At 31.4% G+C, this 23,006-nt stretch carries 23 protein-coding genes; 5 read left to right on the top strand and 18 right to left on the bottom strand.

The genetic code is table 11. From position 1 onward, the window contains the following. Nucleotides 1–12: 12 nt before the first annotated feature. The 17 genes from hisH to AAEO58_RS10120 all read right to left on the bottom strand — a co-directional run bounded on the left by hisH (nt 13) and on the right by AAEO58_RS10120 (nt 18,056). Nucleotides 13–594: an imidazole glycerol phosphate synthase subunit HisH gene (gene hisH, locus AAEO58_RS10200; RefSeq protein WP_341683302.1), complete on the bottom strand. Its 582-nt coding sequence runs from the start codon at nt 592–594 to the stop codon at nt 13–15. Beyond that, nucleotides 594–1,733 (bottom strand): bifunctional histidinol-phosphatase/imidazoleglycerol-phosphate dehydratase HisB, encoded by a 1,140-nt coding sequence (gene hisB, locus AAEO58_RS10195; RefSeq protein WP_341683301.1) that lies wholly within the window; start codon nt 1,731–1,733, stop codon nt 594–596. The genes hisH and hisB overlap by 1 nt, the downstream gene beginning before the upstream one ends. Further along, nucleotides 1,705–2,766 carry a histidinol-phosphate transaminase gene (hisC, locus tag AAEO58_RS10190; RefSeq protein WP_341683300.1) on the bottom strand — a complete coding sequence of 354 codons (1,062 nt, stop codon included), beginning with the start codon at nt 2,764–2,766 and terminating at the stop codon, nt 1,705–1,707. The genes hisB and hisC overlap by 29 nt, the downstream gene beginning before the upstream one ends. A gap of 5 nt (nt 2,767–2,771) precedes the next feature. Further along, a complete protein-coding gene (hisD, locus tag AAEO58_RS10185) occupies nt 2,772–4,046 on the bottom strand; it encodes a histidinol dehydrogenase (protein ID WP_341683299.1) in 1,275 nt (424 codons plus the stop codon). 32 nt (nt 4,047–4,078) lie between these two features. Then, entirely contained in the window at nt 4,079–4,936 is an 858-nt protein-coding gene (gene hisG, locus AAEO58_RS10180) for an ATP phosphoribosyltransferase (RefSeq protein ID WP_341683298.1), read from the bottom strand. A gap of 260 nt (nt 4,937–5,196) precedes the next feature. Continuing rightward, complete coding sequence (locus AAEO58_RS10175; protein WP_341683297.1) at nt 5,197–5,697, bottom strand: hypothetical protein; 501 nt, start codon at nt 5,695–5,697, stop codon at nt 5,197–5,199. A gap of 12 nt (nt 5,698–5,709) precedes the next feature. After that, nucleotides 5,710–6,822 carry an efflux RND transporter periplasmic adaptor subunit gene (locus tag AAEO58_RS10170; protein WP_341683296.1) on the bottom strand — a complete coding sequence of 371 codons (1,113 nt, stop codon included), beginning with the start codon at nt 6,820–6,822 and terminating at the stop codon, nt 5,710–5,712. A gap of 8 nt (nt 6,823–6,830) precedes the next feature. Beyond that, nucleotides 6,831–11,165, bottom strand: coding sequence for a CusA/CzcA family heavy metal efflux RND transporter (locus AAEO58_RS10165; RefSeq protein WP_341683295.1), 4,335 nt, complete (start codon nt 11,163–11,165; stop codon nt 6,831–6,833). An 88-nt stretch (nt 11,166–11,253) separates the two neighbouring features. After that, nucleotides 11,254–11,628, bottom strand: a complete 375-nt coding sequence (locus tag AAEO58_RS10160; RefSeq protein ID WP_341683294.1) for a hypothetical protein — start codon at nt 11,626–11,628, stop codon at nt 11,254–11,256. Between the two features lie 81 nt (nt 11,629–11,709). Next, nucleotides 11,710–13,098 (bottom strand): sensor histidine kinase, encoded by a 1,389-nt coding sequence (locus tag AAEO58_RS10155; RefSeq protein WP_341683293.1) that lies wholly within the window; start codon nt 13,096–13,098, stop codon nt 11,710–11,712. Between the two features lie 2 nt (nt 13,099–13,100). Then, nucleotides 13,101–13,985: a cation diffusion facilitator family transporter gene (locus tag AAEO58_RS10150; RefSeq protein WP_341683292.1), complete on the bottom strand. Its 885-nt coding sequence runs from the start codon at nt 13,983–13,985 to the stop codon at nt 13,101–13,103. 1 nt (nt 13,986) lies between these two features. Next, complete coding sequence (locus AAEO58_RS10145; protein ID WP_341683291.1) at nt 13,987–14,652, bottom strand: response regulator transcription factor; 666 nt, start codon at nt 14,650–14,652, stop codon at nt 13,987–13,989. Nucleotides 14,653–14,664: 12 nt separating this feature from the next. Next, nucleotides 14,665–15,987 carry a DUF3570 domain-containing protein gene (locus AAEO58_RS10140; protein WP_341683290.1) on the bottom strand — a complete coding sequence of 441 codons (1,323 nt, stop codon included), beginning with the start codon at nt 15,985–15,987 and terminating at the stop codon, nt 14,665–14,667. Between the two features lie 10 nt (nt 15,988–15,997). Continuing rightward, a complete protein-coding gene (locus AAEO58_RS10135; RefSeq protein WP_262318573.1) occupies nt 15,998–16,207 on the bottom strand; it encodes a DUF4266 domain-containing protein in 210 nt (69 codons plus the stop codon). After that, nucleotides 16,208–17,191 (bottom strand): FAD:protein FMN transferase, encoded by a 984-nt coding sequence (locus AAEO58_RS10130; protein ID WP_341683289.1) that lies wholly within the window; start codon nt 17,189–17,191, stop codon nt 16,208–16,210. Further along, the gene (locus AAEO58_RS10125; RefSeq protein WP_341683288.1) at nt 17,188–17,625 is read right to left on the bottom strand and encodes a thioredoxin family protein; all 438 of its coding nucleotides are present in this window, start codon (nt 17,623–17,625) and stop codon (nt 17,188–17,190) included. Before AAEO58_RS10125 ends, AAEO58_RS10130 begins: the two co-directional genes overlap by 4 nt. 80 nt (nt 17,626–17,705) lie before the next feature. Continuing rightward, a complete protein-coding gene (locus AAEO58_RS10120; protein ID WP_341683287.1) occupies nt 17,706–18,056 on the bottom strand; it encodes a DUF1801 domain-containing protein in 351 nt (116 codons plus the stop codon). A gap of 87 nt (nt 18,057–18,143) precedes the next feature. On the opposite strand from AAEO58_RS10120, the gene AAEO58_RS10115 reads away from it, so the two are divergent. From AAEO58_RS10115 to creD, 5 genes are all read left to right on the top strand, one after another. Next, nucleotides 18,144–18,767, top strand: a complete 624-nt coding sequence (locus AAEO58_RS10115; protein WP_341683286.1) for a hypothetical protein — start codon at nt 18,144–18,146, stop codon at nt 18,765–18,767. 1 nt (nt 18,768) lies between these two features. Then, nucleotides 18,769–19,395 (top strand): YiiX family permuted papain-like enzyme, encoded by a 627-nt coding sequence (locus AAEO58_RS10110; protein WP_341683285.1) that lies wholly within the window; start codon nt 18,769–18,771, stop codon nt 19,393–19,395. A 30-nt stretch (nt 19,396–19,425) separates the two neighbouring features. After that, nucleotides 19,426–19,722, top strand: coding sequence for a winged helix-turn-helix domain-containing protein (locus AAEO58_RS10105; protein ID WP_133606851.1), 297 nt, complete (start codon nt 19,426–19,428; stop codon nt 19,720–19,722). Between the two features lie 54 nt (nt 19,723–19,776). Beyond that, nucleotides 19,777–20,232 carry a hypothetical protein gene (locus tag AAEO58_RS10100; RefSeq protein ID WP_341683284.1) on the top strand — a complete coding sequence of 152 codons (456 nt, stop codon included), beginning with the start codon at nt 19,777–19,779 and terminating at the stop codon, nt 20,230–20,232. A 117-nt stretch (nt 20,233–20,349) separates the two neighbouring features. Then, complete coding sequence (gene creD / locus AAEO58_RS10095; protein ID WP_341683283.1) at nt 20,350–21,645, top strand: cell envelope integrity protein CreD; 1,296 nt, start codon at nt 20,350–20,352, stop codon at nt 21,643–21,645. 49 nt (nt 21,646–21,694) lie between these two features. On the opposite strand, the gene AAEO58_RS10090 is transcribed toward creD, so the two are convergent. Beyond that, nucleotides 21,695–23,005 carry a Na+/H+ antiporter NhaC family protein gene (locus AAEO58_RS10090; RefSeq protein ID WP_341683282.1) on the bottom strand — a complete coding sequence of 437 codons (1,311 nt, stop codon included), beginning with the start codon at nt 23,003–23,005 and terminating at the stop codon, nt 21,695–21,697. Nucleotide 23,006: the final 1 nt, after the last annotated feature.

Raw genomic sequence — 23,006 nt, 5'->3', positions numbered from 1 at the left:
GAACGGTAAAAGTTAAAGATTCAAAAAGTTATTCAAGATTTGTTCTCCGAAGATTCCACTTTTTTCTGGGTGAAATTGTACTCCGAAAAAGTTATCGCGTTGCAATGCCGTGCTATATTCAAGTTCGTAATTCGTGGTGGCAATCGTGTTTTCAGATAAAGACGCATAATAACTATGAACCAAATACATGAATTCGTTTTCTTTAATTCCTTCAAACAATGGCGTTTTCAGATTATAAATCGTATTCCAACCCATTTGAGGCACTTTTACTTCTTGAGAAAATTTCACAACATTAACATCAAAAATTCCTAATCCGTTTGTGTTACCTTCTTCAGAATATTTACACATCAATTGCATACCCAAACAAATTCCTAAAACCGGTTGTTTTAAGGTTGGAATTAATACATCTAAACCACTTTCTTGTAACATTTTCATGGCACTACTCGCCTCGCCTACACCAGGAAAAATAACTTTATCGGCTGATTTTATGGTAATCCAATCGTTCGTAACATTACCTTCAAAGCCCAGTCTTTCCAAAGCGAATAAAACACTTTGCACATTTCCGGCTCCGTAATCTATAATAGCTATTTTCATTACAACATTCCTTTGGTTGAAGGTAAAATCATTTTTTCTGTATCGCGTTTTACTGCTACTTTTATTGCTTTAGCGAAGGCTTTAAAAATCGCTTCAATTTTGTGGTGTTCGTTGGTGCCTTCTGCTTTGATGTTTAGATTCGCTTTTGCGCCATCTGTGAACGATTTGAAGAAGTGAAAAAACATTTCCGTTGGCATTTGACCAATCATTTCACGTTTAAATTCGGCTTCCCAAACTAACCAGTTTCTTCCTCCAAAATCAATCGCTACTTGCGCTAAACAATCGTCCATTGGTAAACAAAATCCGTAACGTTCGATGCCTAATTTATTACCTAACGCTTTTGCAAAAACTTCTCCTAAAGCTATTGCGGTATCCTCAATCGTGTGGTGTTCGTCTACTTCTAAATCGCCTTTAACTTGAATATCTAAATCCATTTGACCGTGACGTGCAATTTGGTCTAACATGTGATCGAAAAAGGAAATTCCGGTGTTGATGTTGCTTTTTCCTGTTCCGTCTAAGTTTAAAGAGATAGCGATATCAGTTTCATTTGTGGTTCTGGAAATAGAAGCTGTTCTTTCATCCAATTTTAAAAACTCGTAAATCTTCTGCCAATCCATAGTTTGTAAAGCTATTACATTTTGTAATTCTTCCAATGAAGTTGCGATTTCATTTCCGCCCAAATTTTCTTCATTTTTAATAAAAATTGCTTTTGAACCTAAGTTTTTTGCCAACTCTACATCGGTAATTCTATCACCAATTACGAATGAATTTTCCAAATCATATTCAGGATTATTCAAATACTTCGTTAACATTCCAGTTCTTGGCTTTCTGGTTGGCGCATTGTCTTCTGGAAAACTTTTATCGATAAAAATTTCATCAAATGTTACACCTTCATTTTCGAATGCTTTTAGAATAAAATTTTGGGTTGGCCAAAACGTTTCTTCTGGAAAGCTAGTTGTTCCCAAACCATCTTGATTGGTTACCATTGCTAATTCGAAGTCCAATTCTTTAGCTATTTTACTCAAGAATTGAAAAGCCTTTGGATAAAATTCTAATTTAGTTAAACAATCCAATTGGTAATTTTCTGGTTCTAAAACCAAAGTTCCAACTCTATCTATAAATAATACTCTTTTCGGCATTGTTGAAGGTTTTTAATAATTCAATAATTTGTTCGGTTTCTTCTTTCGTTCCAATACTAATTCGCAAGCAATTTTCGCATAATGGTTGATTGCTTCTGTTGCGAACCACTACTCCATTATCTATAAATTGTTGGTATCTGAAATTAGCATCATCTACTTTAATCAAAATAAAATTAGCATCTGATGGATAAATTTTTTCAACAAATTCACATTTTGAAAGTGCTTCAATTAACTTATTTCGTTCCACTAGTATCTTTCTAACTTGAGTTGACAAAGTGTTTTGCAATAATTTTTTCACCGCAGTTTCTTGCGATAAACCGTTGATATTGTAAGGAGGCTTAATTTTATTCAAAACCGAAATAATTTCTCTTGATGCATATAAAATTCCAATACGTAAACCTGCCATAGCATAGGCTTTTGATAAAGTTTGCGTAATAATCAAATTCGGAAAATCTTTCAAAACGGTTAACCAACTTACTTCATTTGAAAAATCAATATACGCTTCATCAATCACCACTAAACCCTTAAATTGATTCAGTATCTTTATTACTGCCGAATCATCAAAAGAATTTCCAGTTGGGTTGTTTGGCGAACACAAAAAGATGATTTTTGTCTTACTATCAACTGCATTCAAAATAGCATCTACATTGGGTTGAAATTCTTCATTTAAAAACACTTCACGATTTTCAATAGCGTTGATATTTGCTAAAACGCCATACATTCCGTACGTTGGTGGCAATGTAATGATATTATCGCGATTCGGTTCGCAAAAAGCTCTGAAAATCAAATCTAAGACTTCATCGCTACCATTTCCTAAAAGAATATTTTCTTTTTGAACGTTATTTTTATCCGCTATAATAGTTTTTAATTCTTTTTGTTGCGGATCTGGATAGCGATTCATTCCATTTGTGAATGGATTTTCATTGGCATCCAAATAAATCATTGGTTTGGTAAACTGTTCAAATTCATCACGTGCTGAGGAATAGGGACTCAGTTTTTTTACGTTTTCTCTGATTAGATTTTCTAAATTCATAGCTCTTATTTTAATCTTAATGTAACTGCATTTTTGTGTGCTTGTAAACCTTCGGCTTCCGCCATTGTTTCTATCGCTTTTCCGATGTTTTGAATTCCTTCATTTGATATTTTTTGGAATGTCATCGCTTTTAAGAAACTATCTAGATTTACACCGCTATAACTCTTGGAATATCCGTTTGTTGGTAAAGTGTGATTGGTTCCTGAAGCATAATCTCCTGCGCTTTCTGGAGTATAATTTCCAATAAAAATCGAACCTGCATTTTGAATGCCATCAACGAAATAATCTTCATTCTTAGAACATACGATAAAATGCTCTGGACCGTATTCGTTAATTAACGATAATGCTGTCTTTTCGGTTTCAACGAAGATTAATTTGGAATTATTAATAGCAACTTGAGCGATTTCTTGTCTCGGAAGTTCTTTTAATTGTTTGTATACTTCTTCTTCTACATCGTTTAAAATGTTTTTGTTAGTAGTTACCAAAATCACTTGGCTATCTTTTCCGTGTTCGGCTTGACTTAGCAAATCAGAAGCTACGAAACTTGGAATGGAGGTTTCATCTGCATACACTAACAATTCACTTGGACCAGCAGGCATATCAATTGCTACACCATTTTGAGAAGCAAATTGTTTAGCTATCGTTACAAATTGGTTTCCAGGTCCGAAAATTTTATATACTTGTGGAATAGTTTCTGTACCGAAAGTCATTCCGGCAATCGCTTGAATTCCGCCCACTTTGTAGATTTTAGTAACACCACATAAATCAGCAACATACAAAATTGCAGAATTAATTTTTCCATTTTTATCAGAAGGCGAACACATAATAATTTCTTTACAACCTGCTAATTTTGCTGGAACTGCCAACATTAAAACCGTTGAAAATAAAGGAGCAGTTCCACCAGGAATGTACAATCCAACTTTTTGAATTGGACGTTTTTCTTGCCAACACGTAACTCCAATAGTAGTTTCTACCACAATTTTATCTGTTTTTTGAGCTGCGTGAAATTGTTCGATATTTGATTTCGCTAATTGAATCGCTTCTTTTAATTCGGCAGAAACTTCTTTTTTAGCTATTTCAATTTCTTCTGGAGTTACTTTAATATTTTCTAAAGTTACACCATCAAAGAAAGATGCATATTTTGCTATGGCTTTATCACCTTTTTGTTGTACTTCTTTGAAGATTTGCTTTACCGTTTCTTCAACATCTGAAAATGTTTGTGTTGGTCTTTTGCAAATTTCTGACCAAGTTTCAGGTTGTGGATTATATATTTTTTTCATGATTCTTTATTCTAATTACTTTATACCATTTTCTATAAAACCATTTTTTCAATTGGGCAAACTAAAATTCCTTCTGCTCCGGCTTCTTTTAGTTGGTCGATGACTTCCCAAAATTTATCTTCATCAATTACCGAATGAACGCTGCTCCAACCTTCTTCCGCTAATGGCATAACTGTTGGACTTTTCAATACAGGAAGAATTTTACTGATTTCAGAAATTTTTTCATTGGGAACATTCATCAAAATATATTTCGATTTTCTTGATCGTAAAACCGATTGGATTCTAAATTGTAATTTAGCTACTACTTGTTTTGCTTCCTCTGAAATTTGAGGAGAAACCGCTAAAACAGCTTCACTTTTTAAGATCACTTCTACCTCTTTTAAACCGTTTTTAAATAAGGTACTTCCGCTTGAAACGATATCTACAATCGCATCTGAAAGTCCGATGTTTGGGGCAATTTCAACCGAACCTGAGATTTGGTGAATGTCTACAGAAATTCCTTTCGAAGAAAAGTAGTCCACAACCGTTTTTGGATATGAAGTGGCAACACGTAGTCCGTTTAAATCTTGAATAGAATTGTAGTTGAAATTCTTTGGAACCGCTACCGAAACTTTACATTTGGAGAAACCTAATTTTTCTGCAATTTGAATATTTTGACCTTTTTCAACCAAAAGATTATCGCCTACAATCGCAATATCAACTACACCATCAATCAAATATTGAGGAATATCGGAATTACGTAAATAATAGACTTCTAATGGAAAATTGGAAGCGGTAACTTTGAGTTGGTCATTTCCATTGTACACTGAAATTCCGCAATCTTTTAAGATTTGAATACTTTCATCGTGAAGGCGACCAGATTTTTGAATAGCAATTTTTAACGTGTTCATTTTAATTTTATTTAATTTTAAAATGAGTACACCAAGAAGTTTTTTAAAAAATGCTTACCAACAAAAAACCCGCTTGATGTACTCAAACGGGTTTCTGATTTATATGATTTAATTACATAGCATCATTACTTCGCTTGAGCGGAGGTATGATGATGATGATGTAATTGATTTAAAAACATAATTTCTGTTATTATTTAACACTGCAAATGTAACAACTAATTTTTCGAATAAACAAAAGTTTTTGAAAATTTATATTTTGTTTAGTGATCATCGTTGTCTAATTCTTGCTCTTTATTTTCTATTGAAGCGTTGCTATTATTAGCATTTTCTCTGATTTCGGTATGACGAATTTCACCACCAGAAGTTCCAACAGACTTAGACAAAACAGCAGATCCAATTGCTAAAATCAAAACAACATAAGAAACAATTGAAGCTTTTGCATGTTTTTTCACATTGGCAACTAAGCCTAAAATCGAAAGAATTCCTAAAACATAAAGAACTTTCATAAAGGTTTCAGCAATTTCTTCATGTTCGTGAATGATTTCGTGTGAAGTGCCTAACTCTTCAACAATTTCTTCTGCTCCTTCTCCTGTCATCATAGTAGCTTTTGCCATAATCATACAAACAATAAAAATGACATAAGCTGTATTAACTAAAATAGTTTGTTTTTTAATGATTCCATAAGCTAAAATTCCTATTCCAAAGAATAATCCAATAATCGGAAAATGGTTAAAAACCATGTGTAAATGTGCGTCGTTCATAATTTTTATTTTTTAATTAGTTAAATCGAAAACTCCTTTGGTTAGAATTTTTGAGTTTTCATTGATGGTTTCGTTTGATAAAATCTCAATAAATTTTTCTGATTTTTCGCCAATGTTTACCAATGTTTTCTTAAAAATATAATTGCCTTTGTTTTCTTGTAATAAAAGTACAAAATTCTTGTTGTTTTCAGTAATTAATGCTTCTGAAGGAATTCCTAAACCTTTTTTAGAACTAATTACTATTCCAGCTTCAACAAACATTCCTGATAGTAATTTAGCTTTGTCAGTTGGATTTAAAACTCCAAAAACGGAGATGGTTCTATCTTTATTTTCAATCGATTTTCCAACCAATTGTACTTTTGAAGTAAAAACATCTTTACTAGCCTCTGGAATGGTAAAACTAATATTTTGGCCTTGTTTTACATGTAAAATATCTTTTTCGAAAATGCTTAAATTTAAGTGTAAATAATTGGTATCTACAACTTCTAAAATTACATCAGATGGTGACATGAACATCCCAACATTAGCATTCATAACGGTAATGTCTCCCGAAATTGGAGATGTTAACGTGATAACGGATGTAAATCTTCCCTTTTCAACATTTGCTGGATTGATGTTTAGTAAAAGTAATTTTTCGCGTAATCCTTGATACATTCCTTTTGCTTTGCGGTAATCGCTTTCTGCTTTTAGGTAATTCTTTTGTGATGTAATTTTTTCATTATACAACGTTTTCTGACGCTCAAATTCGGATTTTAAATAATTAATTTGTTCAGCTACTTCTACATAGTCTTTTTGAATGTCTAAATATTCTGTGTTTTCCAATGTTATTAAAGCTTGTCCTTTTGAAACTTTATCACCAACCAATAACTTAGTTGCTTTTACATAACCATCAATAAAAGGTGTTATTTTAGCTCGATATTGTGGTGGAACATCAATTTTACCAGATGCTTTTACTGTAACATCAAAATCTTGTTCGGATGGTGAATCAACAATCATTCCTGAGGATTTAAATTGTTCAGCAGTAACCGTTATTAATCCATCATCTTTTACCGTTTCTTCTACTACTTCGTTTTTACATGAAATAGTAAAAGTTACTAAAGCTAGTATGTATAAAATCTTTTTCATTTGAATTTTTATAAATTGATATATTGTAAATCTAATTGTGTCTTGTTGTATTGAATAACTGCGTCTAAATATTCCACTTGAATAGTTGTAGCATTTTCTAAACTTAAAATGTATTGAAAAAAGTCAATTTCACCATGTTTATAGCTACTATTGGCAACTTTAATAATTTCTTCAGATACTTTCTTTCCGTATTGATTATAGTAATCGATGGCTTGTTGGTATTGATTTAACTCGCTACTCTTTTGATTAATATAAGCATCAATTTTTGTTTGTTCGTTTTGCTTTTGTTGCTCCCAAGCTTGAGATTCTAATTTAGCTACTTTTGATTTGGCTATGTTTCCATTAAACAAAATTGGAACTGATAATCCAACTTGAAAACCATACAAAGATTGTGAAATTCCAGTATTTTTCCCTTGAAAATATTCCAAATTTAAATTGGGTAACCAGTTTTGTTTTTGTAAACTTTCATTTGATTTATAATTTTTTGTAACACTTTCTAAATAAGAAGTATATAATTCTTTACTTGAAGTATTTTTTAAATTAATTAATGGTTTAATTTCTAATGATTCAATCACTATTTTTTCATCACTTTGTACTAATGATTGTAACAATTCTAACTGAGCTGCTTTGGCTTTATCTATTTGAGATAATTTAGTTCTAATCTGTCTAAATTTTGCTTCAGCAGTAATTTTTTCTAAATAGTTGGTTTCCCCTAATTCAAATCTTCGATTGCTAGCTTTTGAGAAATTTTGGTATAAACTATCTAAATACTGGTACAATTTTTCTTGATGCTTTAAATAAACGATTTCATGATATACTTTTGAAACTTCAAGAGAAAGTTTATTTTTCTGGATTTCAAAACCTGCTTTTTCTTTTTCATACTCAGCCGAATATACTTTTCGTTGTGCACCATAAACCGTTGGAAAAGCAAACGATTGTTGCGCTCCTAATACTTTTAAAGGCTGATTGTTTAAAGCTAAATTATTCTGATCATAACTGTAATACACATTCGTTTTTTCAAAATCATATGCTAGTTTTATCGCTTCTTTTGCTTTTTCAACTTGTAATTGTCCTGATTTTATGTTTTTATTATTGGTAATTGCCTTGGAAACCAAACTATCTAATTCTGGATTACTTTGTTGGCTATATCCTAACAACGAACTGAATAACAAAAAGATGATGATATTATTGTTTTTCATTTTTTTGAATTTTAGTTTTTTCTCTTCTTTTTCGTCATAAATTTTAAATAAAACAGGTAAAACGATTAATGTTAAAAGTGTTGCTGTTATTAAACCACCAATTACAACAGTAGCTAACGGACGCTGTACCTCTGCTCCAGCACCTGTAGAAATAGCCATTGGTAAAAATCCTAACGCAGCAGCAGCCGCTGTTAATAATACTGGACGGAGTCTGTCTGTTGTTCCTTTTAAAATCAGTTCGTTCATGTTTTTCATGCCGCTGTGTTTTAATTCTTTGAAATGTTCAATTAATACAATTCCGTTTAGCACTGCAATTCCGAAAAGAGCAATAAATCCAACTCCTGCTGAAATACTAAATGGTAAATCGCGCATCCATAGAAATAAAATTCCTCCTACAGCAGAAAGCGGAATAGCGGTATAAACCATCATTGCTTCTTTGATAGAACCAAAAGCAAAATGCAGTAAGATAAAAATTAAAAACAAAGCAATTGGAACGGCAATCATTAATCTAGCTTTAGCGCTTTCTAAGTTTTCAAATTGACCGCCGTAAGTAACACGATATCCTGGAGGCAAATCAACTTTAGCTTCAATAATTTTCTTAACGTCATCAACAACACTTTGTAAATCGCGGTTTCTTACGTTGATTCCTACCACAATTCTTCTGTTGGTATTATCTCTTGAAATTTTTGCTGGTCCTTCTGTATATTCAATTTTAGCTAGTTCTCGTAATGGGATTTGCTCTCCATTTGGTGTAGAAACATATAAATTGCGTAAATCTTCAATATCCGTTCTATTCGTTTTATCTAAACGAATGACCATATCAAAACGTTTTTCGCCTTCAAATACATTTCCTACTACTTTTCCAGCAAATCCTAGAGCAATCATTTCATTTAAATCGGAAATATTTAAGCCGTAGCGAGCGATTTTACTTCTATCGTATTGCACAAACATTTGTGGTAAACCTTCTGTTTTTTCAATGATAATATCAGAAGCTCCTTCTACATTTCGTATAGCTTTCTCTAGTTCATGCGCTTTTTTGGCCAAAATATCTAAATCTTCTCCAAAAATTTTAATCGCCACATCAGAACGAGAACCTGAAATTAATTCGTTAAAACGCATTTCGATAGGTTGTGTAAACTCGATTTCCATGTTTGGAATTTGTTTTTCTAAAGCTTCCTTAATTTTATCCGCCAATTCATCTTTAGAATCTGCAGAAACCCATTCTGATTTTGGTTTTAATTTAATAATAACATCACTTTCTTCCATACTCATAGGATCGGTTGGTACTTCGGCAGCACCAATTCTACTCACCACTTGTTCAACTTCAGGGAAATTTTTAAGAATTATTTTCTCGATTTTAGTCGTAGTTTCAATGGTTTTAGATAGTGAAGTTCCTGTTTTTAAAACGGGTTGAATTACAAAATCACCTTCATCTAATTGAGGAATAAATTCGCCACCCATGGTTGAAAATAAAGCTATCGCCATGAAAAGTAAAGCAACCGCTCCATATAAAACTTTCTTGGTATTGTGTAAAGCCCATTTAATTACAGGTAAATACCAAGAATTCAATTTATTAATTAATCGATTTGAAAACGAATTAGGGTTTTCTTTTTGTGGTTTTAAAAATAGTGATGCTGCCACTGGAACATAAGTAAAGCAGAATAACATAGCACCTAATAATGCAAAACTAAAGGTCATTGCCATAGGTTTGAACATTTTTCCTTCTACTCCAGAAAGCGATAAAATAGGAATAAACACAATCAAAATAATTAACTGACCAAATATGGCCGAATTCATCATTTTAGAAGCACTTTTATACGTGATTTGATCAATTTCATATTGACGTTCTTTTTTATCCAAACCAACCAAATGACTTGACTTACTTACGATTTGAAAAGCAATGAATTCTACAATAATGACGGCTCCATCAATAATAATTCCGAAATCGATTGCTCCTAAACTCATTAAGTTGGCATCAATATTAAAAATATTCATAAACGAAATCGCAAACAACAAACAAAGTGGAATTACGGAAGCAACAACCAATCCAGAACGCCAATTTCCTAATAAAAGAACGACAACAAAAATTACGATTAAACAACCTAAAATTAAGTTTTCAGCAACTGTAAATGTTGTTTTTCCTACTAATTCACTTCGTTCTAAGAATCCGTTGATGTAGACACCATCTGGTAATGTTTTTTCAATTTCTGTTACTCTATGTTTTACATCTTCAATTACTTTTTTAGAATTTCCATCTTTAAGCATCATGACTTGTCCTAATACTTTTTCTCCTTCTCCATTTCCAGTTATTGCACCAAAACGATTGGCATGACCAAATTGTACTTTAGCCACATTTTTAATGTAAATTGGAGTTCCTGATTCGTTTTTAACGACGATATTTTCAATATCTTCAATTGAGTTGACTTTTCCTTCACCACGAATAAAATAACTTTCATTGGTTTTTTCAATATACGAACCTCCTGCAATGCTGTTATTTTTTTCTAAAGCTGTAAACACATCAGAAGTTGAAATATTCATTGCCTTTAAACTAGCCGAATTAATAGCAATTTCATACTGTTTTAAGTAACCTCCCCAAGTATTAATTTCAACAACTCCTTTTATTCCAGACAATTGACGTTTTACTACCCAATCTTGTATGGTTCGTAAATCGGTAACAGAATATTGATTTTTAAATTCTGGTTTGACTTCTAAAGTATATTGGTAAATTTCGCCTAAACCTGTGGTAATTGGTCCCATTTCTGGCGTTCCAAATCCTTCAGGAATTTTCTCTGAAGCGGTTTTTATTTTTTCTGCAATAAGTTGTCTTGGTAAATAAGTTCCAATTTCATCTTCAAAAACTATGGTTACAACAGATAAACCAAATTTTGAAATAGAACGAATTTCAGTTACACCGGGTAAATTCGCCATTTCAATTTCAACTGGATACGTAATATATTGTTCAATATCTTGAGTGGAAAGATTGCGAGATGTAGTTATAACTTGCACTTGATTATTAGTAACATCAGGCACAGCACCGATTGAAATTTGGAAAACAGAAAACAAACCAAATCCAACAACACCAAGTGTAAACAAAAGGATTATGAGTTTATTTTTCAAACTAAAGGCAATAATTTTTTCTAACATTTTATCAAATTTAAAATAAACAAATAGCATTTATCTTTATAAGACAAATACAATTGAATCATTGATAATGAATCAATTAATAAAAATATTAGAATAACTTAGGCGGTAACCAAATTGAAGCAATCAAATTGGATTCAAAAGATTTATTGTAGAAAAATTTCTTCTCAGAAGAAATTAAAGGTTTTATTGTTTGAATTTGTAATGTTGTTAAAGAGAACGCAAATAATACATTTGACGAATTATCCAATGTTTTAAATGGTAAATCTTGATGATCATGATTGTTCTCGGCATTTTTAGAATAATGCGAAACAATGTAATCAATAAATGAAATTGAATCTGTTGTCAATTCATTTTTATGCTCGTTGTAATGTTCAATTAAGTTAGGAACCTTCAATAATTGTCCTATCGATGTGTTGGCACACATAAATACTGAAATTAGGAAATAGACAATTAACTTATTCACTTTATATTTTTTAAGTAGTTATAAATATACTAAAAACTACATTACAAATCTAAAGAATAAAAATAAGAAAAAACTTAAGAGCTACTTAAGTTTAGATAAAGGAAAGTTTAAAACAAATTTTGTTCCTTGGTTTAATTTGCTTTCTACAGCTATTTCAAGTTTCAATAAATCGCAAAGTCTTTTTACAATAGACAAACCTAACCCAGTTCCTTTAATTTCTGGATGATTAGAAACATCGGAACGATAGAACGAATTGAAAATTTTATCCAAATCATTTTTGGCAATTCCAACACCATAATCGGTAATTGAAAAAGTAACTACATCATTTGTTTTCCCTAATTCAATTGCAATTTCACCATTAGGATTTGAGTATTTTATGGCGTTTGAAATTAAATTACTAATAATGATTGAAACTAAATAATTGTCAGAAATCAGGTAATAATCTTCTGAAAACTGGGTTTTAATTTTAAGTTTTTTATTTTCCGATTTCTCCGAAAAACGAGTTAAATTATCTAAAACTAAAGCATTCAGATAAATAGTTTCTTGTTTTACATTTTGCTTTTGATTTTCAAAACGAGCTAAAAGCAATAATTGATCTACCATATGATTTAATCGATCTACTTCTGAAATACAGAATTGAATTTTTTCTTCATATTCTTGTTGATTTCTAGGCTTTCTGATTAAAACCTCCATTGTTCCTTTAATCACTGCTAACGGAGTTCTCAATTCATGTGAAGCATCAGAAGTGAATTGTTTTTCACGGTCGATTGCGCTTTCAATTCGGTTTAAAAGATTATTTATGTTTTCAGATAAAACGTAAAGTTCGTCTTTATTTTGAGGTAAAGGAATTCGGGTTTGTAAATTATCCTTGGTGATTTGGCTAGAAGTTTCAATAATGGTTCGAACAGGTTTAATGCTTCTTCCTGCAAAAAATCGAGCAATTAAGAAAAGTAGAATAAGGATTAATGGAAATGTAATTAATAGAATATTCTTCAAAATCATAACAATTTCAAAATCTTCTAATGACATCGCAACTACTAAATAACCAACAACTTCCCCTTTGTTTATAATTGCAGTTTGTATTTGTCTTACCGGAATATTATTTAACTTGGTATCGATAAATTCGTTGTTACTATTTGGGAAAAGTTTTAGGTTCGAACTTTTTAGATTTGGCGATTTATCAATAAGTAGCTTGTTATTATCGTAAAACTCAACAAAAACAGGATTCACACTAATGGAATTGTGTTCTCTTGCTCTCCATTGGTCCACCTGAATTAAATACGTATCATTAGAATCAGTAGAAACATCATCTAAATGTTTGTATAATTCTTCTTGAATTTCTTCATTAACGTGTTTATTAACACTATACTTTACAATATTATAAATGAATAAAAAAACTATAGCAATAAGAATGGAACCACTTACAATGTAGTTAAAAGCAATTCTATTTTTAAATGAAAAAGATAACATAGTTAGCGTTCGATGGATTCAAAATTAGGCTCAATATGTATTAAAACATGACCTAATTCAATTAATTGTTCACGAAGTGTATCTTTCAAAATATGTGAGATATCATGTCCTTCTTTTACCGAAATAGTACCATCAACCATAACGTGTAAATCGACGTGATACTTCATACCAGCTTTTCTAATAAAGCATTTTTCGATGCAAATTACACCATTAACTGTTTGAGAGATACGTTTGATATCGGCTTCTAAATCATGATACAAATGCTCATCCATAATTTCTCCTAAAGCTGGACGAAAAATTTTATAGCAGTTATACAGAATAAAAACAGAAGCTAATAAAGCCGCCCAATCATCAGCTGATTCATAACCTTTTCCTAAAATTAGTGCAATTGAAATACCAATAAAAGCGGCAACAGAGGTAATAGCATCACTTCTATGATGCCAAGCATCGGCTTTTAATGAACTACTTTTAGTTTCGATGCTTTTCTTCATTACAATTTGAAAAGAGATTTCTTTCCAGATAATGATTGCACCTAAAACAAAAAGTGTGAAAGGTTTTGGTAATTCGTGTGGTGTTCCAATGTTATGAATACTTTCGTAAGCAATAATTGTAGCAGAAATTATTAAAAAGCCAACAACTAAAAATGTAATTAATGGTTCAGCTCTTCCATGTCCGTAAGGATGATTTTCATCAGCAGGCTTGTTAGAATATTTAATACCAAAGAGCACTAAAAAAGAAGCAAAAATATCAGTCGTAGACTCTATTGCATCAGCAATCATGGCGTAAGAATTACCAAAATAACCCGTTATTCCTTTTATTAATGCTAATAACGTGTTTCCAATGATGCTAAAGTAAGTGGCTTTTATTGCTTTTTCAGTGTTTGGCATGCTAAATTTCGTTTGCTATATACCCTACTCCTCTAATAGTTTTAATTAATTCTTGGTCTTTCGTAAGATTCAATTTTTTCCGAATGGCATTCATGAAGACATCAATTACACCTGTATCATATTCAAAATGAATATCCCAAACGTCCTCAATGATATTGGTTCGGGTGCAAACCTGACCTTTGTTTTTAATTAAATATTCAAGTAGTTCAAATTCTCGTTGCGTCAAAGATACTTCTTTATTTTCCACAAAAACTTGAAATTTTGATTTATCAATTTTAATATTTCCTAAAGTTAAAACTTTCATTTCATCTTTTGTACGGAAATGAATTTTGATTCTTTCTAGTAATTCATCAAACGAAAAAGGTTTTTTAATATAATCATTTGCACCAGCTTTTAAACCTTCAATGGTTTCTTGAACCGTGTCTTTTGCAGTTAAAAAAATAATAGGCAAATTTGATTTTTCTATTCTGATGTTTTTGCATACTTCAATTCCTTGCATTTTTGGCAACATCCAATCTAATAAAACTAAATCAATTGGAAGTTCTAAGGCTTTTTTTAATCCATCTGCACCATCAAAAGCTGAAGAAACGGTATAATTTTCCTCTTCTAAACCTTGTTTTAGAAAATCAACAATTCCTTTTTCGTCTTCAATAATTAGAATATGCATGATAAATTAATGTTATTGTACAAATTTAACCCCAAAGCTAACAATATTAGCACTTAAACCATCGTTTCTGTCGTAATGATTAAAACGTAAATCGATATTTTTTAGTCCAAACTTCCAAATTTTTGCATTGGTAAAAATGTCGGTATAACTAATCCCAACTCCATATTGATGCGCATTAAAAGATGACAAATCATAATCTGAAGTATAATATTCATTCGTTGAAACATGACCTTCATATGGGGCAAAATACTTTGAAGCTCCTTGCGAATAAAAACGATACATCGGGATTACAGTAAATTTCTCAGTTAATTTATAAGGTAATTCAAAATTAAGTGTGTGTGATGTAATGTCCCAATTATCAAAATAATAACGATAATAAGTTCTCAATGTTAATTTTTCATTCAAATAGAAATTCCATCGTGTTCCAATTGGTAATTTGAATCTCGAATCTGGTAAACGTTCAATATCGTCAGCTAATTGGAATTCATTAATAAAGAAATCACCTTTGTCAGCAAAATAAACACGTTGGTATGGTGTTGAAAGTAAGCCATTTTGATATAAAACATCTAAGAAAAATGAACCTTGTATTTTTTTAGTCACCACTTGCGAAAAACCTAAACTTAAGGCAAATGAATTTCTGTTTTTTTGATCGTGTTCTTTGAAATTAGTAGGATTGTAAACTTCTGAAGAAATTTGACCTGGTGTAATTACGAAATCGTTATAAATTCCGCCATTCATTCCACTATAATCGACAAAATCTTGCAATTCTTTTGGGTAGATAGGCTTCCAAGTATCTAAATAAACGTTAGCAGCAACCGAAACTTCAGAGTTTTTTCCATTAAATAATCTCGAAACACCACCACCAAAACCAATGGATGAATAATCGTATTCCACCGAACCCGAAATATGTCCGTTCCAAATCGTGTTTCTATCATCTGAACTGTGGCTGTAATTTAAAACCAAAGACGTTAATACATCTTGTGCCGAAGCACCAGAACTCGCTTGCCACGGACTTGGTGTATTGCTATCAAACGGATTAATATTTCCAGAAGAAGCTGAAGAATAAGCTGAAATTCCAGCATCAACGGTTAATACGTCATCATCATTTAATGGAATTGCTACTACAAATGTTGGGGTAAGATTTGTTAATTCTTCCATACCATTTCCACCAGAAACAGCAGAATGAATACCATCTTGTTTATAATAACTCATTAAAAAATCTACCTCGATAGATTCCAAAACACGTTTTTTATACGCTACTTCAGTTGAATCTTTCTCTTGAGAAAAACCAATTAGCGAACAAAATGCAAATAGTAGGGTTATTTTGTTTTTCATTTTTTCTCAATTAATTACATCCACAACCACCACCTGTTTTTCCACCATTTGCACCCGAAGCAGCTTCGCGATACACTTGAAAAGTGGTTTCAAAACGCTCTGAACTTCTGGCAGAAAGTTTCATTTCTGGATCATTGATATATTGTTTATCGTACTCTTTTACGGTGTTGCATGAAATAGCTGAAAAAACAACTATTACAACTAAAATTATCTTTTTCATTTACTGATATTTTTTAATGTCTATATTTTTTGATACATGAATTGTGCCTTTATCGTCAACAATAATACAACCTATTCCGTTTAATTGATTGATTAAATCTAAACCAACTTCAACTCCTAAAACGAAAATTCCTGTGGCTAAAGCATCTGCTAATTCGGTTTGTTTTGAAAAAACGGAAACACTTACAATTCCTGAAGCAGGATAACCAGTTCTTGGATCAATAATGTGCGAATAGCGTTTTCTGTTGAACGTAACAAACTTTTCATAACTTCCTGAAGTTTCAACCGCACTATCATCTAATGGAAACGTAGCAAAGACTTTGTTTTTGTTCATTGGGTTTACAATTCCTACTGTCCAAAGTTCACCACTTGGTTGTTTTCCCCAAGTATTGATATCGCCTGAAACATTGACTATTCCGCTTTTACACCCTTTTTCTTGAAGTAAAACTTTAATTTTATCTGCTATATAACCTTGACCAATTCCTCCAAGTCCCAACTTCATTCCTTTGTTTTTAAGAAAAATTGTGGTGTCTTTTGGATTTAGAATTATGTTTTGATATCCAACTCTTTCAACCGATTTTTTAATAGCTTCTGGAGATGGCATTTCCTTCATGCTTCCGTCAAATTTCCAAATTTTATCCATTGATGCATAGCTAATATCAAATGCTCCCGAAGTTAATTTTGAAATTTTTGTAGCTCTTTCAACCAAATCATATACTTCTTTATCTACTTTAACTGGTTTAATTCCAGCATTTTGATTCACTTTTGAAATTTGAGTTGTTGGAATCCAATCCGAAATTAAATTTTCAATTCGTTTTACTTCGGCTATAGCCAAATCAGTGTATTGATTTCCCTGCATTGAATCAGTAGCAACAACCGTAATTTCAAAAGGACTTCCTAACAAATTTTGTTTTTTCTTAAAAATTTGTTGGCCAAATGAACTACTTGTTGCTAAAGCAAATAAAAGAATTGTTACTACTCTCATTTTTTCTCTAATGCGTGAATCATTTTGATATATTCTTCAGGAGAAACGTTTTTAAATCCCATTTTTCCTAATACTTTTCCATTTTTATCCAAAACTACGACTAATGGAAAACTACCTTCTACGTTATATTTTTCGGCTAATTTTCTGTTGTGTTCCGTTTGTTCTTTTGGTAATTCATTGGCTTTTTTTCTTGGAAAATTGGCTTTAACCAAAACCCATTCTTCTTTTGCCTCTTTTTTAAAAGCTTCAGATTGCCAAATATTTTTATCTAATTTGATACATGGCGCACACCAATCTGAACCTGAAAAAACGATTACTACATTTTTATCTTGTTCGGTTGCTATTTTTTTTGCTTCCTCAAAATTAGTTTGCCATTCTTGTGAAGCGGCGAAATTGGAAATTGCTAATGCAAATAATAGAAGTAACTTTCTCATTTCATTTAAATTTATATCAAATGTAACGAGAATATCTGTTGATTTGTATTTTATTAAAAGGAAATTAAGCGAAAATTAAGTTAGGTGTATAAGCCTTTCGCTTCCGAAATAACATCAATTAAAACAGTATTATCTATTTCTTCAATAGAAAAATAACGCAAGGATTTCACTGTGTTTCTCTTTTCATCAATTAAAGTTGCTTGATTCCTTTTTAACTGAAAACCTTTGGCAAAGCCAAGATCTAAAAAACCTTTTTTATGATTGGGAGCCAAATAACAAAATGGCTTTTTTTTATAATACACATACGGAATGCCCCATTTGAAAAGTAATTCAGATTGCGAAAGCTCCTGCTCTACTACTGATAATACATGTAACATCATCGCTTGGTATTGTTCAGGTTGACGGAGTATATATGCTTCTGTGGGTTTCATTTAAAAAACATTTTTTCAAAAATAATGTAAAAATTGTTTGGTCAACAAATTATTTATTATTTACTTTGTATTTCAAAGTACTTTAAAATGGAAAACTACAACTATCTTAACGACATTACCGAAATCAAAAATTTGATGAACAAATCATCACGTTTTATATCTTTGAGTGGTTTATCTGGAATTTTAGCAGGTTTTTATGCTTTAATTGGAGCATGGTTAGCTTATAAAACCATTTACTTTGATACTTCAACAATGGGTGCTTATCGTGATTTAATCATTTCTGAAGCTGCTGTAATTCGATTATTGATAATAGCAACATCCGTTTTGGTGTTGTCAATTGTAACTGGGATTGTTTTAAGTATCAGTAAAGCGAGAAAAAGTCATGAAAATGTATGGAATACCGCTTCAAAAAGATTGGTTATCAACTTTATGATTCCTTTGGCAACTGGTGGATTTTTTATTATCTTTTTAATCGAAAAAGACATTTTGGGTTTAGTTGCTCCGTTAACTTTGATATTCTACGGATTAGCCTGTGTAAATGCTAGTAAATATACTTTAGGAGATGTTCGTTATTTAGGAATAACCATGATTGCTTTGGGATTATTATCGACTTGGTTCTTAGGTTATGGCTTATTATTCTGGGCATTAGGTTTTGGAGGTTGTCACATTTTATACGGAAGTTTAATGTATTTTAAATACGAGAGAAAGTAAGATGAAAAATCTAATTGTATCGCTTTTCTTTTGTTTAATTTTTATTTCATTTAATTGTAAAGAAATAAATAGTAAAGAAGTTGCTTTTCAAAATGGTGATATCATTTTTCAAACTTCACAATCTAAACAATGTGAAGCAGTTAAAATTGCAACCAATTCAAAATTTTCTCATTGTGGAATCATCTTTATTGAAAATGGTAAAACTTACGTATATGAAGCGGTTCAACCTGTTAAAATGACTTTGCTTGAAGATTGGATTTCTCATGGAAAAGATGCTAAATATGCTGTAAAAAGATTAAGAAAGTCAGATAAAATATTGACTAATGAAGTTTTACAAAAAATGAAGTCTTACGGAAAATCAATGAATAACAAAGATTATGATTTGTATTTTGAATGGAGTGATAATAAAATTTATTGTTCGGAATTAGTTTGGAAAATTTATAAAAATGGAGCCAATATAGAACTATGTAAAACCAAAAAACTGAAAGATTTTAATCTTGATAATCCATTGGTAAAAAGCATTATGAAAGAAAGATATGGAAATAATATCCCTTTCAATGAAGCTGTAGTAGCTCCTTCTCAGTTATATGATTCTGAAATAGTTGAAACAATTTTCGACAACTTTTAATCTTTTAAACCATAAACTTTTAAACTAAACATGCTAAACATTATCCAAAATATCAACAAAGCCTTTGATCACCGAATTCGTTTGGGGATAATGTCGGTATTGATGGTGAATGAAAGTGCCGATTTTAATATGCTAAAGGAACTTTTAGGCGTAACAGATGGTAACTTAGCTTCGCATACTAAAGCGCTAGAATTAGAAAATTACATTCAAATTGAGAAACAGTTTATTGGCAAAAAACCCAACACAAAATATAGTGCTACAAAAGAAGGAAGAATTGCTTTTACTTCTCACATCGAGGCGCTTGAAAAATTAATAAAGAAAAGCTAAACCTATTTTTTTATCTATTTACTTTGAAATTCAAAGTACTTTTAAATATTTATTATGAGAGATTTATTTATAGAAAAAATGTACGAACTCAGTAAAAAACCGTATCAAAAATTCTTTAAAAAAGGAAAAGCTTGGGATGTTAAAGTCAATCATTTGATACAACTTCCTAATGATAGCTTGGGATTTCACTTGGGTTGCTTTTTATTGAAATATAATTTTGAAATCCAACCTAAGTTAGAAGACCATGATATTATTCACGTGCTAACCAACACTGGAATTTCAGTTGTGGAAGAAATAGGTATGCAATATTATCTCTTTGGCAACGGTAAACGAAGCTTGTATTTGATAATGGTAATCGTTTCTGGAACACTCTTCTATCCTACTAGATTTTCGTATTTCAAACAACAATATCAAAGAGGAAAACAAGCACATGCATTCTACGGGTTAGACTTTTATAATATGCTTTCTGTTTCACTAACACATATTCAACAAACCTTTAATATTCAATAACATGAACAAACTAATTTCAATCACAATGTCAATAGCTGTTACATTTATTTTAGCAATCGCTATGATATCAACAACGATTAGAAACCTTAAAAATTATAACCAATAAAATCAAACATCATGGAAACACAATTTCAACAAGAACCAAAAGTATCGTTCTTTCAAACCACAACCGCTAAAATGATCATGGTAGGGATTCTAACCTTAGTATTAATCATTCCACTTGCTTTAGTGCAAGAATTAATCGTAGAAAGAAGCCAACGCCAAAAAGAAGTCATTACCGAAACGACTTCCAAATGGGGAAATTCCGTTTATTTTTATGGTCCTATTTTAAAAGTGCCGTACAAAGACCCTTTGTCGGGTGCCAATAATTATGCCTATTTCTTTCCAGAAACCTTGAATAACAAAACCGAAGTTACCATGGTAAAACCTTTGGAAAGAAGCATTTACAAATCGAATGTATTTACAACCAAAATGCAATTTGATGGAAATTATACTACTCCTAATTTCGCTTCGAAAGGAATACCAGCCGAAAACATTTATTGGAATCGCGCTAAAATTTTAATTCGTACTACCAACTTGAAAAGTCTTAAAGATGAAGTAAAAATGAAAATTGGAAATCAAAATTTAGCTTTTGAATCGGTTGCAAATAGTACAAACGACAGCATCGAAAGTTTGGAAACCAACTATTTTGATTATAAAACGCTTGAAAACAATACCAAATTTAATTTTACGATTTCATTTAACGGAAGCAAGCAGGTAAAAATGGTTCCGATTGGAAAAACAACTGATGCAAAGGTTACTTCGAATTGGAATTCGCCAAACTTTAACGGAAACTTCTCGCCTATTTCAAGAGAAATTAAGGATAACGGATTTGAAGCCAATTGGAAAATACTGCACTTTAATCGACCATTTGCTCAAAACTATTTTGAAGTTTTACCTGAATTAGGCAAATACGCTTTTGCAGTAGATTTTATTACGCCGGTTGATGAATACCAACAAAACGAGCGTGCTTCAAAATATGGTTTTTTGGTAATTGGATTAACGTTTTTAATCTTCTTTTTGATTCAATCTATAAGTAAAATCAACATTCATATTTTTCAATATTCAATGATTGGAATAGCGTTAATCATGTTTTACACTTTGCTAATTTCGATTACAGAACACAGTACTTTTTCTTTTGCCTATTTAATAGCTGGAGCATCGGTCATCATAATGATTTCGCTGTATTCCATTTCCATATTAAAAGATAGAAAGTTTCCAACTTTCATTGGGATTTCGCTTAGTGTTTTATATACTTTTATCTATGTGATTATCCAATTGGAAGATTATGCGCTATTAGTAGGAAGTATTGGATTATTCTTGATATTGGCAGCCGTGATGTATTTTTCGAGAAAGATTGAGTGGAATAAATAAAAACAAAACCTCCGATTGAAGATTATCAATCGGAGGTTTGTTTAAACTATTATTTCGAATATTTCATAATAATTCGGTCCCAAAAATTACTATAAATAGCTAACAAAGTAACAACGAATAAAAACAAATAATACCAAGCATTCAAAAATAAATCAGACCAGGACAATGAACCTTTAGAAAAACTAATAATTAATAAAACTTGGGCACCATAAGGTAACAAACCTTGGAAAATACAAGAGAAAATATCTAAAATAGTAGCTGTTTTCTTTGGATTAAGCTCATAATCATCATTAATTTCTTTGGCAATACCTCCAGTTACTACAATAGAAACTGTATTATTGGCTATAGCAACATTTACTAATCCGACAAGTGCTCCAATTCCCATTTGTGCCGATTTCTTTGTTTTGATACGCTTTTTAATTTGATGTAGCAAAAAAGTAATTCCTCCTGCCTTTTCAACCAAAGCTGCCAAACCTCCTGTTAACATGGATAATAAAAAAATATCCGTCATGCTTGTAAAACCTTGGTAAATGGTCTTTGAAAAAGTTAAAAGCGTAAAATCATTCGAAATAAAACCAATAAGTCCTGCCGAAAGTATTCCAATAAAAAGTGTATAAAAAACATTAATCCCAATTAAAGCCAAAACAATAACCAACACATACGGTACAATGGCAATTAATTCATACTTTTCTGCTGCTACTGTCAATTGACCTTCACCATATCCCAAAAAAAGTAGTACTATAATCGTGAATAGAGCTGCAGGAAGTGCTATAAATAGATTTACTTTAAACTTATCTTTCATCTTACATTCTAAAGATTGTGTGGCTGCAATTGTTGTATCGGAAATCATGGAGAGATTGTCCCCAAACATGGCGCCACCTAACAAAGAACCTCCAATTAAAGGAAGAGAAGCACCAGACTTATCAGCTAATGAAATAGCTATTGGACCTAAAGCCACTATTGACCCTACGGATGTTCCGGTAGCAGTGGATAAAAATGCTGCGATTAGAAAGATTCCTAAAGGAAAATAGGAAGAATTGATGTTTTCTATTCCCAAATTTACTACTGCAGCAACACCTCCCATACTTGTGGAAACAGTTGCAAAAGCTCCTGCTAAAAGATAAATAAGACACATTGTAATAATCTTAGAATCACCACAACCTGCTATCAGACTGGAAACCTTGTTGTCTGAAGTATCTTTAAAAATAACAAAAGCTGTAACAATTCCTAAAATAACCGCAATGGATGAGGGTAAAGCGTAAAAATCATTTAGTAAAATTCCGCTTCCTAAAAATGTAAAAATAAAAACTGCTAAAGGCAGTAAGGCTAATAAATTTCCTTTGTTTTGTGTTTGTTTCATG

This window comes from Flavobacterium helocola, from assembly GCF_038289885.1.
Taxonomy (GTDB): Bacteria; Bacteroidota; Bacteroidia; order Flavobacteriales; family Flavobacteriaceae; genus Flavobacterium; species Flavobacterium cheniae.
Note: the sequence above shows the minus strand (reverse complement) of the source record. Positions and strands in the feature narration are given on the sequence as shown.

Bases quoted from the DNA above. Each gene is read 5' to 3' on its own strand.
- hisH (WP_341683302.1), bottom strand. From the start codon at position 594: ATGAAAATAGCTATTATAGATTACGGAGCCGGAAATGTGCAAAGTGTT.
- hisB (WP_341683301.1), bottom strand. From the start codon at position 1,733: ATGCCGAAAAGAGTATTATTTATAGATAGAGTTGGAACTTTGGTTTTA.
- hisC (WP_341683300.1), bottom strand. From the start codon at position 2,766: ATGAATTTAGAAAATCTAATCAGAGAAAACGTAAAAAAACTGAGTCCC.
- hisD (WP_341683299.1), bottom strand. From the start codon at position 4,046: ATGAAAAAAATATATAATCCACAACCTGAAACTTGGTCAGAAATTTGC.
- hisG (WP_341683298.1), bottom strand. From the start codon at position 4,936: ATGAACACGTTAAAAATTGCTATTCAAAAATCTGGTCGCCTTCACGAT.
- AAEO58_RS10175 (WP_341683297.1), bottom strand. From the start codon at position 5,697: ATGAACGACGCACATTTACACATGGTTTTTAACCATTTTCCGATTATT.
- AAEO58_RS10170 (WP_341683296.1), bottom strand. From the start codon at position 6,822: ATGAAAAAGATTTTATACATACTAGCTTTAGTAACTTTTACTATTTCA.
- AAEO58_RS10165 (WP_341683295.1), bottom strand. From the start codon at position 11,165: ATGTTAGAAAAAATTATTGCCTTTAGTTTGAAAAATAAACTCATAATC.
- AAEO58_RS10155 (WP_341683293.1), bottom strand. From the start codon at position 13,098: ATGTTATCTTTTTCATTTAAAAATAGAATTGCTTTTAACTACATTGTA.
- AAEO58_RS10150 (WP_341683292.1), bottom strand. From the start codon at position 13,985: ATGCCAAACACTGAAAAAGCAATAAAAGCCACTTACTTTAGCATCATT.
- AAEO58_RS10145 (WP_341683291.1), bottom strand. From the start codon at position 14,652: ATGCATATTCTAATTATTGAAGACGAAAAAGGAATTGTTGATTTTCTA.
- AAEO58_RS10140 (WP_341683290.1), bottom strand. From the start codon at position 15,987: ATGAAAAACAAAATAACCCTACTATTTGCATTTTGTTCGCTAATTGGT.
- AAEO58_RS10135 (WP_262318573.1), bottom strand. From the start codon at position 16,207: ATGAAAAAGATAATTTTAGTTGTAATAGTTGTTTTTTCAGCTATTTCA.
- AAEO58_RS10130 (WP_341683289.1), bottom strand. From the start codon at position 17,191: ATGAGAGTAGTAACAATTCTTTTATTTGCTTTAGCAACAAGTAGTTCA.
- AAEO58_RS10125 (WP_341683288.1), bottom strand. From the start codon at position 17,625: ATGAGAAAGTTACTTCTATTATTTGCATTAGCAATTTCCAATTTCGCC.
- AAEO58_RS10120 (WP_341683287.1), bottom strand. From the start codon at position 18,056: ATGAAACCCACAGAAGCATATATACTCCGTCAACCTGAACAATACCAA.
- AAEO58_RS10115 (WP_341683286.1), top strand. From the start codon at position 18,144: ATGGAAAACTACAACTATCTTAACGACATTACCGAAATCAAAAATTTG.
- AAEO58_RS10110 (WP_341683285.1), top strand. From the start codon at position 18,769: ATGAAAAATCTAATTGTATCGCTTTTCTTTTGTTTAATTTTTATTTCA.
- AAEO58_RS10105 (WP_133606851.1), top strand. From the start codon at position 19,426: ATGCTAAACATTATCCAAAATATCAACAAAGCCTTTGATCACCGAATT.
- AAEO58_RS10100 (WP_341683284.1), top strand. From the start codon at position 19,777: ATGAGAGATTTATTTATAGAAAAAATGTACGAACTCAGTAAAAAACCG.
- creD (WP_341683283.1), top strand. From the start codon at position 20,350: ATGGAAACACAATTTCAACAAGAACCAAAAGTATCGTTCTTTCAAACC.
- AAEO58_RS10090 (WP_341683282.1), bottom strand. From the start codon at position 23,005: ATGAAACAAACACAAAACAAAGGAAATTTATTAGCCTTACTGCCTTTA.